We start from the raw sequence: 14,572 nt of genomic DNA on the forward strand, positions 1-14,572 counted from the left end.
GGCCCTTTTTTTATTGCAGGCGCGTCCACGACTGGTGGCCGCAGACGTGATGCGCGCAGCCCTTGACCTTAAGCGTATTGCCCTGAAGGGTCATTTGCGGGACAGCTTCTACATTGACAAGGGGAACCCAGAATTCACCCCCGCCGTATTTCCCGCCACCTTCGTTTGAGACATCCCAAAACAGCTTTTTCCCGATGTTCTTGGTCTGAACCTCTTTGCCGGACGCATCATAGGCAGACTGGATCTGACCACAGAACTTGTCCCCACATGCCGTGATTTTGATATGTGAAATCAGGTCCTTGCGATCCGGTTCGGTTTTCCAGACACCGACGATCGGATCACTGGCGGCCAGCGCCGGGGTCAACATCAGGACTGCAGGAATAACAATATGTCGTATGAGTTTATGCATTAAACCACCTCCGACTGATCCCCGGCAGTGTAGCACATCCCGACGCACCGCTGGAACGGTCAAGCCGCCTGCGCATCCGCCTGCTGGCGGTTCCAGAGTTGGGCATAACGCCCCTCGCGCTGCAACAGCTCTTCATGGGTGCCCTGTTCCAGAATTTCGCCACGCTCCAGAACCACGATGCGGTCCGCCTCGGCAATGGTGCTCAGACGGTGCGCAATCGTCAGAACGGTCCGCCCCTCGCCCGCACGGGCCAACGCATCCTTGATGTCCTGCTCGGTATCGGTATCCAGGGCCGAGGTCGCCTCGTCCAGCAGCAGGATCGGCGGGTTCTTCAGAAGGGTGCGCGCGATGCCGACGCGTTGCTTTTCACCACCGGACAGTTTCAGACCGCGTTCGCCAACTTTCGTGTCGTACCCCTCGGGCAGCGTGACGATGAAATCGTGAATCTGAGCGGCCTTCGCGGCGGCTTCCACATCATCCTGCGTGGCGCCGTCGCGGCCGTAGGCGATGTTATAGCGGATGGTGTCGTTGAACAGCACCGTATCCTGCGGCACAACACCGATGGCCGCGTGCAGGCTGGACTGATTGACGTCGCGCACATCCTGCCCGTCAATCTTCAATGCGCCCCCGGTCACATCATAGAACCGGAACAGCAGTCGCCCGATTGTGGATTTGCCTGACCCCGTGGCCCCGACGATGGCAACGGTCTGCCCGGCGGGAACAGTCAGCGAAACGCCTTTGAGGATTTCGCGGTCCGCGTCATAGCCAAAGTGGACATTGTCCAATGTCACCTCGCCCCCGTTGACCACGAGGTCCTGCGCGCCGGGCTTATCCGTTACTTCGGCCGGTTGTTCCAGCAGGTCAAACATCTGCCCCATATCCACCAGAGACTGGCGAATCTCGCGATAGACCGTGCCCAGAAAATTCAGCGGAACAGTGATCTGTATCATATAGGCGTTGACCATGACGAAATCGCCGACCGTCAGCGTCCCGCTCTGCACACCGAGCGCGGCCAGAACCATTACGCCGATCAGGCCGCACGTGATCAGGAAGGATTGCCCGAAATTCAGGAAAGCCAGCGAGTATGCCGTTTTCAGCGCCGCCCCGGCATAGGCTTTCATGGACACGTCGTACCGTTCAGCTTCGCGCGTTTCCGCATTGAAATACTTGACAGTTTCAAAGTTCAGAAGGCTGTCGATGGCACGCTGGTTGGCCTCGGTATCCTGATCGTTCATCTCGCGCCGTAGCTTCACGCGCCACTCGGTCACGGCGAATGTGAACCAGATATAAAGCGCAATGGTGACGGCCACGACGACCAGATACCAGACATCGAACAGCCACATCAGGATGATCGCAACCAGCAACAATTCCAGGATCAGCGGTCCGATGGAAAACAGCAAAAAGCGCAGCAGGAACTCCACGCCTTTCACACCGCGCTCGATGATCCGGCTGAGCCCGCCGGTGCGGCGGGTCACGTGGTAACGCATCGATAGCTGGTGAATGTGCCGGAATGTCTCAAGCGCCAGAGCGCGCAAGGCCCGCTGCCCGACCGGGGCAAAGGCCGCATCGCGCAACTGCTGAAAGCCCACGGTCATCATGCGCGCGACGCCATAAGCCACGGTCAGGCCCACGGCGCCCAGCGCCAGCGGTGGAACCCCCTCGCCTGCAAGGCCGTCAACTGCGCCTTTGTACAGGATCGGTGTGTAGACCGCGATCAGCTTGGCCAGCACCAGCATGCCCATGGCCAGAACCACCCGGCGTTTGACCCAGGCTTCGTCCTCGGGCCACAGGTACGGCGCAACTTTGCGGATGGTGCGCCAGCCAGACCGGCGTTCGTCGCTTTGGGGCATGTCTTCTGAGGTCATCGGGGCTGTCCGTCTCATCACGTACCTGATCTGCGGTCAGAGATAGCCCCTGCCCCGGAATGGGCCAGAGGCAAAAGTTTATTCGGGGATCGTGAATATCTGACCGGGGTAAATCAGGTCAGGATCGCGGATCGAGTCCCGGTTGGCTTCGAACAGCCTTACGTAAAGGATCCCTTCGCCGAACCGATCGCGCGAAATGGCCCAAAGCGTGTCACCTTTCTGGACGGTCACCGAACGGATCGTGGGTGCTTCCGGTTCATCTCCGGACGTTGTGACGGCGTCAGCGGCGCGCAACACTTCCACCGGCTCGCGCTTGAAGGGCGTTTCCAGACGGCTCACCACGGTGCCATCTGCCGCCACTTCATCGACGCGCAAGGTATAGACGCCGGGATCAATCCCCTCCAGCTCGCTGCGCCATTTTCCATCGTCAGCCGGGGCCAGATCGGCCACAAGACGGTTGTCCAGATACAGGCGTACCACTGACCCGTCCGGAACCCGGCCGGTCAGTTGCACGTCGCCCGATTTCGAGTAGCCGATTGTATCAATGGCCACCTGTTCGGGCGCCTGTGGTTGTACGGTGGGCGATTGAACAAGTTCCACCCCGTCTTCACCAGAGCGCAGAATTGCGATCTGCTGATCTTCGGTGTCCTGAGCCGCCTCTTGGTTTGTCGCATCGGCAACCTGCGCGTCCTGCGCCGCCTCATCGTTCGACGCATCTGCGACCTGCTGGTCTTCTGCCTGAGACGTCTGAGGCGTCGCGTCCGCGGTTTCGACCTCGGGCGCTGGTGCCTCAGCCTCGTCCTGTTGCGCGGTTTCGGCATCAGCCACCGCTGGTTCAGTGGCGTCGCTATCCGCCGCTGCTACTTCCGCGGCGGCTTCCGCTACGGGTTCCGGCGCAGGCAAAGCCGCGATGACATAGTCGTCAGACTGCAAAGGCTGATCACCGCCCGTTTCAAGCGTCAGGCCACGCGCAGATTCGGAAAACGGTATCAGAACGAACTCGGCGAACTGGCCGCTGTCGTCTACGGTGAAACTGTGCACCAGTTCACCGTCCAGCAAAACGCGGACATCCGTACCCGGCTCGGCGTTGCCGGACAGAACGGCGTTGCCATCCGGTTCGACAAAAATCTGATCCAACACCGGAGGCATCGGTTGCGATGACGTTTCGGCCGTATCTTCGCTGTCTTCGGCCGGGGCCGAAGACGCGGGTTCCACTGCCTGATCGCTTGCGGTGTCTGTAGGTGCTGCCTCGTCCGTCGCTTCGGAAGATGCGCTGTCAGAGCTGTCTGTGCTGTCTTCGGTGGACGGAACCGCAACCTCAGTCGGCGGTACGTTGTCTTCCGGTTCTTCCTGTGGAGTGCCGAACAGGTAATATCCACCTGCCCCGACCAAAACTGCGATACCGGCGATCACCCCCCAGATGAAAGTTCCGGAGCTTCCGCTTCCCGACTCGGCGTTCATTCTTTTCCTTTCACTCCGCAGCGCAAGTGCTTTGATCCTAACACCTTCTGCCTGACGGTTGAGCCAATCTATCAATCCCGCTATCAGGGGTCAAAACCCAAGGCACAACCCCGGAGAGGCCGTCGGATGTCTCAGAAATCTGTCTGTGTGTATTGCGGGTCACGGAATGGCGCGAATTCCGCCTATGCCGAGGCCGCTCGGACCTTTGGCACCCTGTTGGCCGGCGAAGGCTGGCGTCTGGTCTACGGTGCCGGGGATGTGGGCCTGATGGGTGAAGTTGCGCGTGCGGCACAGTCCGCCAAGGGCGACACGTTTGGCGTGATCCCCGTTCACCTGTTAAAGCGCGAGGTTGGAAAAACCGACCTGACCCGCTTTGTGGTCACGGAAACCATGCACGAGCGCAAGAAAGTCATGATCATGAATGCCGACGCGGTTGTTGTGCTGCCAGGTGGGCCGGGTTCGCTGGATGAATTGTTCGAGGCGCTGACATGGCGGCAGCTTGGCCTGCATGACAAACCCATTCTGGTGATGAATATCGACGGGTATTGGGACGCCTTGCACGACCTGTTGCAGCAGGTCATTGGGCAAGGTTTTGCCGAGCCGTCACTGGCTGAGTTTGTGACCTGGGTCGACACGCCCGAAACGGCCATCGCCACTTTGCGGCTGCTTCTGACGTAACTGCCGTACACGGGCGGCCATGACCGCCCGCATTGACCGCAGCGCTCAGACCGCCGGCTTCAGCCGGTTCGCCAGAACCTTTTCGACCTTGTGCAACGGATGATTGGTCAGGGTTTTGTCGACCTCGGCCACAACCTTGGCCAGAACTTCGCTGTGAAGCCGCCGGCGCAACAACCCCAGAACATGCGGGCTGGCGACCAGCACAAGCCGGTTGAACGCGCCCTTCAGGCCCTTTCGGTTCAGCAGATTGGCAACATCCTGCACGAACAGGGCTTTCGCGTGCATTTTCCAATTCGGCTCTTCCACCGCCGATTTCTGGTTTGGCCCGGAATCGAACCGCCGCCCCGCCCGGTCAGTGGGTCGGTTGGTCGCTTCCTGTTCCTCGACCGAAACAACGACCAGATTGGGATCTTCGGCGTCAGTGATGTTTTCAACAAACAACGCCTTTTCCCCGTCGGCAATGACAACCCATGTTCCCTGTTCAAGTGCGACCATCGTGCTCTCCTGTTATGGCTGTTGTGGCCATCCCTCATCCGGCAGGCGCAGGTTATCCGTTACGCGCCGGGCATTTCCCGCCGCGTTGCCTGCTTGTTTTTCAATTGGTTGGCGGTTTTCTCCCTCCGCTCACCTAACGTAAGCACTGCGGAGCGGCGTGCAATCCCATCTCAATATGAAACTTTTTTCATCGGCAGGTTTTCACCTGTCAGGCCGACATCTCGATAACGGTGATCTCGGGTGCCACGCCAAAACGTACCGGCATGATCGAACAGCCGATCCCGCCTGAGACAACCAGATCGCGCTTGCCTTCACGGACATGGCCATAAGCATAGCGATTGCCGTATTTCGACGGCACGACAGGCGACCATCCGAACAACCGCACCTGACCCCCATGCGTATGCCCCGAAAGCGTGAGGGCAACGGTATCGGGTATTTTGGGGAAGATATCGGGTTCGTGCGCCATCATGACGACCGGCGCGTCATCGGTGACCTGCGCCAGAGTTCCCGGCAAATCATCCAGGCCCACAAGCCTTCCGTTGCGCCGGAACGCAAGCTGATCCTCCAGCCCGGCAAGCCAGATGCCCAGATCGTTCAGTCGAATGGCCTCGTTGGACAGGACCCTGATGCCGTTTTGCTGAAACGCGTCCGCGAATTTGTTTGGCCCCCCGCCCCGCCTTTGGGCGTTCCGGTCTTCCCACCAGTCGTGATTGCCCATGACGGCGTAAACACCGCTGCGCGCCTCAAGCTTGGCAAGGACCGGGGCCAGATCACTGGCTTCGACAGGTTCAGTGGTGACCTTGCGATGCCCAGCGTAATCGCCAAGCAGCAGGATCAGGTCCGGGGCCAACGCATTGGTGCGCCGAACCACCTGCCTGATCCGGTCCAGACTGACATAGGGTTCGCCGACATGCAGGTCCGAAAGAACGGCAATCCGCAACGGCGGTGCTGTCCAATCCTTACGCCGCACCCGCCACTTGCGCACACGCAATCGCACCGACGGCTCGATAAAGAACGCGTAAGCGGCGATAAAAAGTCCTGCCAGCGTTGTCGCCAGCAGGCCCGTTATGAATTTTCGTCTGGTCAAGAATTACATCCGCGACGCGACGTTTTCCCAGTTCACCAGATTGTCGAGGAAGTTCGACAGATAAGCCGGACGCTTGTTGCGGAAATCAATGTAATAGCTGTGCTCCCACACATCGCAACCCAAGAGCGCGGTCTGACCAAAGCACAGCGGGTTTACGCCGTTCTCGGTCTTGGTCACGGCCAGCGAACCGTCCGCATTCTTGACCAGCCACGCCCAGCCCGAGCCGAACTGACCGGCACCGGCGGCGCTGAACTGCGATTTGAACTCGTCGACCGAGCCGAAGCTTTCGGTCAGAGCCTTCTCAAGCTCACCTGGCATGGCGTTGCCGTCAGGGCCCATCATCTCCCAGAACTGGTTGTGGTTCCATAGCTGGCTGATGTTGTTGAAGATACCGTTCTGTGCCACGGCGTTTGCATCGTAGGTGCCAACGATGATCTCTTCCAGCGACTTGCCGTCCCACTCGGTGCCCGCGATCAGCTTGTTGCCGTTGTCGACATAGGCTTTGTGGTGCAGGTCGTGGTGATATTCCAATGTTTCCGCGGACATACCCTTGGCTGCCAGCGCGTCATGTGCATAAGGAAGATCAGGAAGTTCAAAAGCCATCTCGGCCCCCTGTTAAATGTAAGTTGCGGTTCCCAAGGTTACATGCTTTGGCAAGTGCCGCAGGTCAAGGGCCGAGATCACAAAACCCGGAGGTCCGCGATGCTGACGCAGGCGCGCAAGATGTTTTACCGCGCCCGCGGATACTATGCCGGCAACCTGAACGGCGAACCGTTCCGATTGGATCCCTATCATTCGAAATTCTGGCGCAAGGCATCGGCCGGCGCGTGGGAGCCGGAAACCTTCGCCGTGCTGGACAAATACCTGTCACCTGACAGTGACTACCTCGACATCGGTGCGTGGATCGGCCCCACGGTCCTTTACGGTGCGCGCAGGGCCCGCCATGTCTGGTGTTTCGAACCCGACCCCACCGCATTCCGTCATCTGGCCTGGAATCTGGACCTGAACGAAATCCGCAACGTCTCGGCCTTTGGTGTGGCGCTGTCGGACCGGTTCGGCGTCGCGCGCATGGCGTCGGTTCGCGGCGAGCCGGGAGACTCTACCAGTTCCTTGTTGCATGACGGTGAGCATGGGTCGGATGCACTGACGATCGGCTGGGGTCAGTTTGAGGCCGTGAACGACCTGTCAGCCGTTTCTCTGGTCAAAATGGACATCGAAGGCGCCGAATATGCGGTTTTGCCCACCCTCGTTGCGTTTTTGAAGAAATACCGCCCGGCGCTGCTTCTGTCGCTTCACTCTCCGTTACTGCCCGCAGAAGATCAGGTTTCCAAAACGTCTGATTTGCTAAATGCCTTGTCATTCTATTCCAAGCTTTGTGACGAAAACGGGCGCGCCCTTGACGATAAGGCGGTGCTTGCATCGCACAACCTTTCGCAGTTTCAAACGATCCTCTTACAGGGGTAAACTGCGGCAGAATTGCCGCGAGCCGCGGGCGATTTCCTCTTTATCCCCAGTATTCAGCTTGAGCTCCGTCAGGGGTTGAGATGATTTGCCGGGAAGACAGTTTACGAAGGAAAGAATTATGAGAATCAAACTTGCAGCCGCATTTGCTTTGTCTTTGGCTGCACAGGCCGCATCGGCCAGCCCGGTCAACTATGTTTGCAAGATGACAAAGGTCGACGGCCGGGGATGGATCGCCCCGGTTTACCTGTTTCAGGTCGATAGCGAGAAGGGAACTGCGCAAGTTGTCGATAAGCCTGAATGGATCGACGCACGCTTCAAGAACCGCGGCGCCAAAGGATATCGGATGTCCTGGAATCTGACGTCCAAAACGACAGAGGGGCCGAACGTCCGTGTCAGATATCAGGCAAATCTCGACCCGAAGGACAACAGTATCAAAGTTCGGATGGCGTTCGTTAACGTGGGTGCCGCGAACAAACCTTATGGCACTGGCAAATGTGAAACCGAGTAACGAATATCCCCGGCTTGCCCGGGGATACTTCGCCATTGACCGAATAAGGTCCGGCCTTTTGTCTTACGACGCGTAAAGGGACTCGCCGCGCAGGATCTTGCAGGGCCCGATGCCTTTGGGGCGGTTGGTTGCGTTTACCTGCGGAAACCTCGCAATCAGATTGAGCTGCCGTGTCTCCGGGTTCAGCGTCGCCGTATAGGTGACATATACCCGCTGACCGTTGCTTGCCGTGACTTTCATCTTCCAGAGCATTCTGTACTCACCCATGCGGGTTGTCTTGAATTTGACGTCTTTCGGCCTTGCACCGATGTCGTGAATATACGCGTCGTAAGCGCGTGCGCGCTTTTCCTCGGCATCCACGCTCAGGATCACGCGCTCGGAAATCCATCCCTGCTCCAACCTGTGAAGCGAACAGTCGTAAGTTACAACGTCGGCCACAGCAGCGGATGCGGACAAAGCCAAAATCACAGCGGCAAAAATATTCTTCATTTCCGTACTTTCTTAGGATTTTTATTTGAAGGGAGAAGCATGCGCCTTACAGCGCCCGGCGGCTTCGCCCGGTCGCATGCGTTGGCAGGTCGATCTTGAACGCGCGATCGCTTTCATCGTGGTTCGGTCCAGAAAAACGCGAAACTCCAGCTTATGTAAATCGGCGCCTTCGGGCGCGCCTACATAGGTACGCGCCGTCTTGTCGTTGCGACGGTACGAGTATTCCTTCCCCGGCCAAGCGATCGAAGGGACGCGGTAACTGTTTCTGAGAACGCTTGCAGACCCGGTCGAGGTTTCGATTTCCGGTATATCAACTTCATGAAGCAATGCAGATCGCCCAAATTCGTCCAACGAAAGCAGAATGCGGCTCGGCGTAGGTCTGTTGGCAAGCCCTCTTTCAAAGACGCACTCCAACGTCTCCGAATAGGTCTCGGCGATGGCCACACCGGGCGCAGCGGACAGCGCCGCGAGACAGATCGCCAACGTCTTCGACATCCTCATTTTAGTGATTGTGCCCCTGCTGTTTTTGTCCAAGCTTTGAAGTGCTTAGATCAGTTATAAATTCTCGCAATGCGAGAAAACCTGTAATTTCGTCATAATATGAAGTGTGCGGGTAGACCACCCGGTTTTATCGCCAAATAAAGCGACAAATCAGCCGACGCTTTAGAAGCCCCGACATTATAAAAAAAGCCGCCCGATCTACCCGGACGGCCTATTAAGTTCAGCACTGAGGCCGAGGTCAGTAGACCCCAACCTCGCTGCCCGGCTGTGCCGCAATTTTGAGAAGTTTGAACACGTAATCTGCTGCGGATCTGAAACAGACCACGCGGAATGTCTCGGCATCATCCATCCAGAACGCGCCCGCCACCTGCGCCAGACGCGAGCGGCGGATCTGGCCGGGCTGGAACGCTTCTGAAGACAGATCAACCGGGGCAAGCTTGCCCAGAACCTCGCGCGCGCTGCTGCCCGAAATGCGGAACACCGCGCGGGCATCCGAGACGTTGACCGCCAGCGCATGCGTGCCGCTGAGTGCATTGGTCATTGCGGCCAGCTTGGCCTCAACTTCAGCATATGGCACCAGCACCAGCAATTCATCGGTCGACATCCAGCAGACACCGGTATCGCCGTCGACCAGTACCTCGCGCTGACCGGGCACTTTCTGACCGGTGGCATCTTTGACGGCCTTGGCCAGCACCTTGTCGGACAGATCGCCGCGTAGGGTGATCATGCCCTGCAGGCCGCATTCCTCGGCCTTGGCGACGCCGTCGAAGCTTGCGTGGTTCAGTGCGCTTATGGGTTCAGACATTCTGCTTCTCCCCGTCCTTGTCGAAGAAGATCGGGTCCACGATCTTTGCTTTGTACGATTTGCCGTCGATACCCGGGAACTCGACAATCTCGCCCATCCGGTCCGGACCGTGCTTGATCAGGCCCATGGCGATGCCTTTGTCCAGATTGGCCGAGTAGTAGGTCGAGGTCACGCGCCCGATCATGTTGCGCTGACCGTTAGCGTTGACGCCCTCGCCCACTGCGTAAGCTCCGTCGGGGATGACGGAACCATCCACAGTCTCGAGTCCGACCAGTTTCCAGCGGTCCGGATCGGCCATATGGCTGCGCGAATGGGCACGCTTGCCGAGGTAGTCTTCCTTCTTTTTCGACAGCGCCCAGTGCAGCCCCAGATCCTGCGGGATCACGGTGCCGTCGGTTTCGTCCCCGATCATGATAAAGCCCTTTTCCGCCCGCAGGATGTGCAGACATTCGGTGCCATAGGGCATCACGCCGAACTCTTTCCCGGCTTCCATCAGAGCGTTCCAGAATGCCTGCCCCTGGCTGGCCGGAACGGCGATTTCATAGGACAGCTCGCCCGAGAACGAGATTCGGTAAGCGCGGCAGTCGAACTCACCGATCCTGCCGTCGCGCCATTCCATGAACGGCAGCGCCTCTTTGCTGACATCCATGCCGCCCAGCTTCTCAAGCACCTTACGGGCGTTGGGGCCGACAACAGCGACCTGCGCGTATTGCTCGGTGACATTGGCAACGTAGACTTTCCAGTCCCACCACTCGGTTTGCAGCCACTCTTCCATATGGCCGTGGATACGTTCCGCTCCACCCGTGGTTGTGTGACACAGCCAGGTATCCTCGTCGATCCGGGCGACAACGCCGTCGTCGATCAGAAATCCGTTTTCTGAACACATCAGGCCATAACGGCATTTGCCAACCTTCAGAGTGGACATCATGTTGGTGTACATCATGTCGAGGAATTTGCCGGCATCCGGGCCTTTGACAATCAGCTTGCCCAGCGTCGAGGCGTCCAGAAGGCCCAGGTTTTCGCGTGTGTTTTTCACCTCACGATTGACCGCGTCATGCACGGATTCTCCGGGACGGACATAGGCATAGGTTCGGCGCCAATGGCCGACCGGTTCCCAATCGGCGCCGTTCCTGTCATGCCAGTCATGCATCGGCGTCTGACGGATCGGCTGGAACACATCGCCACGCGCTTCACCGCCGATGGAGGCCAGCGAAATCGGTGTATAGGGCGGACGGAATGTCGTGGTGCCAACCTTGGGAATTTCCGATTCCAGCGCATCAGCAAGAATCGCCAAGCCGTTGATGTTGCTCAGTTTACCTTGGTCGGTCGCCATACCCAAAGTGGTGTAACGCTTGGTGTGCTCCACGCTCTCGTAACCCTCGCGCGCTGCCAGTTGAACGTCGGACACTTTGACGTCGTTCTGGAAGTCGAGCCAGGACTTCATCCGAAGCTGGACTTCGGCGTTTGCGGGCATCAGCCAGACCGCCTGCATCGCGGCTTCGGCTGTGGTTTCGCCGACCGGGGCCTTGGTGCTTTTGGGCTTGAACCCGGCGGCCTTGGCCGCGTTCTTTCCAGCCGTATAAGCATCGGCCAGCACATCACCCAGCGCCAGCGGTCCGTTCGAGGCACCTGCGGCCAGTACAAAGCCTTCGCCATCCGCGCCCAGCGGCGGCCGCAACGGATCGGGGCGGAAATGGGCGTTGACGTCATCCCAGATCAGCTTGCCGCCGCAATGCGACCACATGTGAACGACCGGAGACCAACCGCCCGACATGGCAACCGCGTCGCACTCAACTTCCTCGCGAGCGCCCCCGATCCCTTCCTGATTACAAAGCGCGACCTTCTTGACGCGCTTGCCGCCTTTGACCTTGGCGATCGCCTTGCCGGGATCGACCCGGATACCAAGCTGGCGCGCCTCTTCCGCCAACGGCCCGGCCGAGGCGCGGGCATCGACCACACGCAATACGTCAACGCCTGCCTGTTTCAGAATGATCGCAGTGCGGTAAGCGTCGTCATTGTTGGTGGCGACAATCACACGTTCGCCGGGTGTCACGCCCCAGTTCACAACATAGTCGCGCATGGCCGAGGCCAGCATCACCCCCGGCACGTCATTACCCGCAAAGGACAGCGGACGCTCGATCGCGCCGGTTGCCGTCACGACCTGCCTGGCGCGGATACGCCACAGGCGGTGGCGCGGGCCTTGCGTGCCCGGTTTGTGGTCGGTCAGACGCTCGTACCCCAGCACATATCCGTGGTCATAGACGCCCGCGCCCATGCAGCGCGTGCGCATGGTAACGTTGTCCATTGCTTCCAAATTGGAAACAGTTTGTTCCACGAACTTATCCACAGGCTCGTCATTGATGGTTCCGCCATCAACCGGAGCGCGACCGCCCCAATGTGCGGTCTGTTCGATCAGCATGACTTTGGCGCCGGATTGCGCCGCCGTCTTGGCGGCCTGAAGGCCCGCCACGCCGCCGCCGATCACCAGTACATCGGTGAACGCATAGAAATGCTCATACGTATCCGCGTCGCGGCTGTCCTTGTCGGGCGCCTTGCCCAGACCAGCAGACTGGCGGATGAAGGGCTCGTAGACATGCTTCCAGAACGGTTTGGGATGGATGAACGTCTTGTAGTAGAAGCCGGCCGGCAGGAACCGCGCCAGCGCGGTGTTAACTGCGCCGATGTCGAATTCCAGATTCGGCCAGTGGTTCTGCGAAACTGAAGTCAGCCCATTGAACAGCTCGGTCGTGGTGGCGCGCTGGTTTGGCTCGAACCGGTTGCCCTGCCCCAGTCCGACAAGGGCGTTCGGTTCTTCCGCGCCGCTGGCGACGACGCCGCGCGGACGGTGGTATTTGAACGACCGCCCCATCATCATCTGGTCATTGGCCAGCAGGGCCGAGGCAAGCGTGTCGCCTTCGTACCCCTGCATCGACGTACCGTTGAAGGTAAAGGTGACCTGTTTCGACCGGTCAATCAGCCGGCCTTGTTTTGCGAGACGGGTGCTCATGTTGCGGACCTTTCGCAGGCGGAATTACGGGTGGTGGCGCGGATCATTCGTATTCTCTCCACGTCCAGCCGGGGCGCTTGGCAGTGATCGCCTCGCGGATTTCTTTCGGCGGCTCGGTGGTCTGGGCCGAATAGGTCCCGAACACTTCCAGCGTGCTGGTGCAGCGCGCGGCGTGGAACCACTTGCCGCAGCCATTGCTGTGGCGCCAGCGTTCAAAGTGAACACCTTTGGGGTTCTCACGCATGAACAGGTAGTCGTGGAAGTCGTCATCCGACGACCCCGGCCCGAAACGCTTCAGGTGCGCCTCGCCACCAGCGGCCAGTTCGGTTTCTTCGGCGTCAACGCCGCAATACGGGCAGTTCAGGATCAGCATATGGTCATCCTTTTTGGCGGTCGGTCGGCACTTGTGCCGGCCTGAAATCTGTTAGCTGGCCACCTCGGGCAGAGCCCTTAGTGCGCCACCCCGGCGGCGACGCTTTCGTCGATGAAGCGACCCTCTTTGAAGCGGTCCAGCGTGAACGCTTCGGTCAGCGGCGAATGGCCCGTGGCCATCAGTTGCGCCATGCCCCAACCGGACCCCGGGATCGCCTTGAAGCCGCCCGTGCCCCAACCGCCGTTGATAAAGCAGTTGCCCAGAGGCGTCGCGGACAGGATGGGCGAGCGGTCACCGGTCATGTCCACGATCCCGCCCCACTGGCGCAGCATCTTCAGGCGCGAGATCATCGGGAAGGTCTCGACCAGAGCGCGGACGGTTTCCTCAATATGGTGGAAGCTGCCGCGCTGGGTGAAGTTGTTGAATCCGTCGGTACCGCCACCGATCACCATCTCGCCCTTGTCGGATTGTGACATGTAGCCGTGCACCGTGTTGGCCATGACCACGACGTCCATGCAGGGTTTGATCGGCTCGGACACCAGGGCCTGAAGCGCAATCGCCTCAAGCGGCAGACGGAAACCCGCCATCTCGGCCAACTGGCCCGAATGACCTGCTACGACAATACCCAGCTTGTCGCAGTCGATTGCCCCTTTGGTGGTGTCCACGCCGGCAACGCGGCCGTTTTCCGACCGAATGCCGTTGACCTCGCATTGCTGGATGATGTCCATGCCCATGGCCGAACAGGCGCGCGCATAGCCCCAGGCCACGGCGTCGTGACGTGCGGTGCCACCGCGTTCCTGCCACAGCGCGCCCAGAACCGGATAGCGCGGTCCATCGATATTGATGATCGGCACCAGTTGCTTGACCCGGTCGGGGCCAATCCATTCGGTCTTCACTCCCTGCAGCGCGTTGGCATGCGCGGTGCGTTGATAGCCGCGAATCTCGTGCTGGGTCTGCGCCAGCATCATCACGCCGCGGGGGCTGAACATGACGTTGTAGTTCAGATCCTGGCTCAGATCCTCATACAGACCGCGCGCTTTTTCATAGATCGCCGCCGACGGGTCCTGCAGATAGTTCGACCGGATGATGGTCGTGTTCCGGCCGGTGTTGCCACCGCCCAACCAGCCTTTTTCGATCACGGCGACATTCTGAATGCCATAGTTTTTGCCCAGGTAATACGCCGTCGCCAGCCCATGGCCACCGGCACCGATGATGATGACGTCATAGCGTTTCTTGGGCTCGGGCGAACGCCAGGCGCGCTCCCACCCGGTGTGATAGCGCAGCGCTTCGCGCGCTACAGCAAAGGCTGAATAGTGTTTCATAAGCGAATCCATCCGGTTCGGTGATTGGGCGAAGATATGCCGCGTAACGACAGGTTACCCCTGCCGTGCAACGCCGTAATATCGCACTATTGCGACATAGCCCCCATT

15 protein-coding genes are annotated in these 14,572 nt (G+C 59.3%); 3 read left to right on the forward strand and 12 right to left on the reverse strand.

The annotated features are described in order from the left end of the window. Nucleotides 1–10: 10 nt before the first annotated feature. From ACR0D8_RS08635 to ACR0D8_RS08645, 3 genes are all read right to left on the reverse strand, one after another. Nucleotides 11–409, reverse strand: coding sequence for a DUF2147 domain-containing protein (locus ACR0D8_RS08635; RefSeq protein WP_480645756.1), 399 nt, complete (start codon nucleotides 407–409; stop codon nucleotides 11–13). 59 nt (nucleotides 410–468) lie between these two features. Beyond that, complete coding sequence (locus ACR0D8_RS08640) at nucleotides 469–2,274, reverse strand: ABCB family ABC transporter ATP-binding protein/permease (RefSeq protein ID WP_480645757.1); 1,806 nt, start codon at nucleotides 2,272–2,274, stop codon at nucleotides 469–471. A gap of 78 nt (nucleotides 2,275–2,352) precedes the next feature. Further along, the gene (locus ACR0D8_RS08645) at nucleotides 2,353–3,735 is read right to left on the reverse strand and encodes a LysM peptidoglycan-binding domain-containing protein (protein WP_480645758.1); all 1,383 of its coding nucleotides are present in this window, start codon (nucleotides 3,733–3,735) and stop codon (nucleotides 2,353–2,355) included. A gap of 126 nt (nucleotides 3,736–3,861) precedes the next feature. Between ACR0D8_RS08645 and ACR0D8_RS08650 the strand changes: the two genes are divergently transcribed. Then, the gene (locus tag ACR0D8_RS08650) at nucleotides 3,862–4,413 is read left to right on the forward strand and encodes an LOG family protein (RefSeq protein WP_480645759.1); all 552 of its coding nucleotides are present in this window, start codon (nucleotides 3,862–3,864) and stop codon (nucleotides 4,411–4,413) included. Between the two features lie 45 nt (nucleotides 4,414–4,458). Here the strand turns inward: ACR0D8_RS08650 and ACR0D8_RS08655 are convergent, their stop codons facing one another. The 3 genes from ACR0D8_RS08655 to ACR0D8_RS08665 form a co-directional block, all read right to left on the reverse strand. Continuing rightward, entirely contained in the window at nucleotides 4,459–4,908 is a 450-nt protein-coding gene (locus ACR0D8_RS08655) for a baeRF12 domain-containing protein (RefSeq protein ID WP_480645760.1), read from the reverse strand. 208 nt (nucleotides 4,909–5,116) lie between these two features. Beyond that, entirely contained in the window at nucleotides 5,117–5,995 is an 879-nt protein-coding gene (locus ACR0D8_RS08660) for a metallophosphoesterase (protein ID WP_480645761.1), read from the reverse strand. Nucleotides 5,996–5,998: 3 nt separating this feature from the next. Then, nucleotides 5,999–6,598 (reverse strand): superoxide dismutase, encoded by a 600-nt coding sequence (locus tag ACR0D8_RS08665; protein WP_480469397.1) that lies wholly within the window; start codon nucleotides 6,596–6,598, stop codon nucleotides 5,999–6,001. 99 nt (nucleotides 6,599–6,697) lie between these two features. Between ACR0D8_RS08665 and ACR0D8_RS08670 the strand changes: the two genes are divergently transcribed. Both ACR0D8_RS08670 and ACR0D8_RS08675 read left to right on the forward strand, forming a co-directional pair. Further along, complete coding sequence (locus tag ACR0D8_RS08670) at nucleotides 6,698–7,459, forward strand: FkbM family methyltransferase (protein WP_480645762.1); 762 nt, start codon at nucleotides 6,698–6,700, stop codon at nucleotides 7,457–7,459. Nucleotides 7,460–7,577: 118 nt separating this feature from the next. Next, complete coding sequence (locus tag ACR0D8_RS08675) at nucleotides 7,578–7,967, forward strand: hypothetical protein (protein WP_480645763.1); 390 nt, start codon at nucleotides 7,578–7,580, stop codon at nucleotides 7,965–7,967. A 63-nt stretch (nucleotides 7,968–8,030) separates the two neighbouring features. On the opposite strand, the gene ACR0D8_RS08680 is transcribed toward ACR0D8_RS08675, so the two are convergent. From ACR0D8_RS08680 to ACR0D8_RS08705, 6 genes are all read right to left on the reverse strand, one after another. Next, entirely contained in the window at nucleotides 8,031–8,456 is a 426-nt protein-coding gene (locus ACR0D8_RS08680) for a hypothetical protein (RefSeq protein ID WP_480645764.1), read from the reverse strand. Between the two features lie 21 nt (nucleotides 8,457–8,477). Next, nucleotides 8,478–8,951, reverse strand: a complete 474-nt coding sequence (locus ACR0D8_RS08685) for a hypothetical protein (RefSeq protein ID WP_480645765.1) — start codon at nucleotides 8,949–8,951, stop codon at nucleotides 8,478–8,480. A gap of 244 nt (nucleotides 8,952–9,195) precedes the next feature. Continuing rightward, a complete protein-coding gene (locus ACR0D8_RS08690) occupies nucleotides 9,196–9,762 on the reverse strand; it encodes a sarcosine oxidase subunit gamma (RefSeq protein WP_480645766.1) in 567 nt (188 codons plus the stop codon). After that, a complete protein-coding gene (locus ACR0D8_RS08695; protein ID WP_480645767.1) occupies nucleotides 9,755–12,769 on the reverse strand; it encodes a sarcosine oxidase subunit alpha family protein in 3,015 nt (1,004 codons plus the stop codon). Before ACR0D8_RS08695 ends, ACR0D8_RS08690 begins: the two co-directional genes overlap by 8 nt. Nucleotides 12,770–12,812: 43 nt before the next feature. Further along, nucleotides 12,813–13,142, reverse strand: a complete 330-nt coding sequence (locus ACR0D8_RS08700; protein ID WP_475161938.1) for a sarcosine oxidase subunit delta — start codon at nucleotides 13,140–13,142, stop codon at nucleotides 12,813–12,815. Nucleotides 13,143–13,219: 77 nt separating this feature from the next. Continuing rightward, on the reverse strand, nucleotides 13,220–14,464 hold the full coding sequence (locus ACR0D8_RS08705) for a sarcosine oxidase subunit beta family protein (protein ID WP_480645768.1): 1,245 nt from the start codon (nucleotides 14,462–14,464) through the stop codon (nucleotides 13,220–13,222). Nucleotides 14,465–14,572: the final 108 nt, after the last annotated feature.

This window comes from Ruegeria sp. BG10, assembly GCF_056538575.1.

Coding starts and splice junctions, on each gene's coding strand:
- ACR0D8_RS08675 (WP_480645763.1), top strand. CDS start 7,578: ATGAGAATCAAACTTGCAGCCGCATTTGCTTTGTCTTTGGCTGCACAG.
- ACR0D8_RS08635 (WP_480645756.1), bottom strand. CDS start 409: ATGCATAAACTCATACGACATATTGTTATTCCTGCAGTCCTGATGTTG.
- ACR0D8_RS08700 (WP_475161938.1), bottom strand. CDS start 13,142: ATGCTGATCCTGAACTGCCCGTATTGCGGCGTTGACGCCGAAGAAACC.
- ACR0D8_RS08665 (WP_480469397.1), bottom strand. CDS start 6,598: ATGGCTTTTGAACTTCCTGATCTTCCTTATGCACATGACGCGCTGGCA.
- ACR0D8_RS08655 (WP_480645760.1), bottom strand. CDS start 4,908: ATGGTCGCACTTGAACAGGGAACATGGGTTGTCATTGCCGACGGGGAA.
- ACR0D8_RS08705 (WP_480645768.1), bottom strand. CDS start 14,464: ATGAAACACTATTCAGCCTTTGCTGTAGCGCGCGAAGCGCTGCGCTAT.
- ACR0D8_RS08685 (WP_480645765.1), bottom strand. CDS start 8,951: ATGTCGAAGACGTTGGCGATCTGTCTCGCGGCGCTGTCCGCTGCGCCC.
- ACR0D8_RS08650 (WP_480645759.1), top strand. CDS start 3,862: ATGTCTCAGAAATCTGTCTGTGTGTATTGCGGGTCACGGAATGGCGCG.
- ACR0D8_RS08640 (WP_480645757.1), bottom strand. CDS start 2,274: ATGACCTCAGAAGACATGCCCCAAAGCGACGAACGCCGGTCTGGCTGG.
- ACR0D8_RS08690 (WP_480645766.1), bottom strand. CDS start 9,762: ATGTCTGAACCCATAAGCGCACTGAACCACGCAAGCTTCGACGGCGTC.
- ACR0D8_RS08695 (WP_480645767.1), bottom strand. CDS start 12,769: ATGAGCACCCGTCTCGCAAAACAAGGCCGGCTGATTGACCGGTCGAAA.
- ACR0D8_RS08645 (WP_480645758.1), bottom strand. CDS start 3,735: ATGAACGCCGAGTCGGGAAGCGGAAGCTCCGGAACTTTCATCTGGGGG.
- ACR0D8_RS08680 (WP_480645764.1), bottom strand. CDS start 8,456: ATGAAGAATATTTTTGCCGCTGTGATTTTGGCTTTGTCCGCATCCGCT.
- ACR0D8_RS08670 (WP_480645762.1), top strand. CDS start 6,698: ATGCTGACGCAGGCGCGCAAGATGTTTTACCGCGCCCGCGGATACTAT.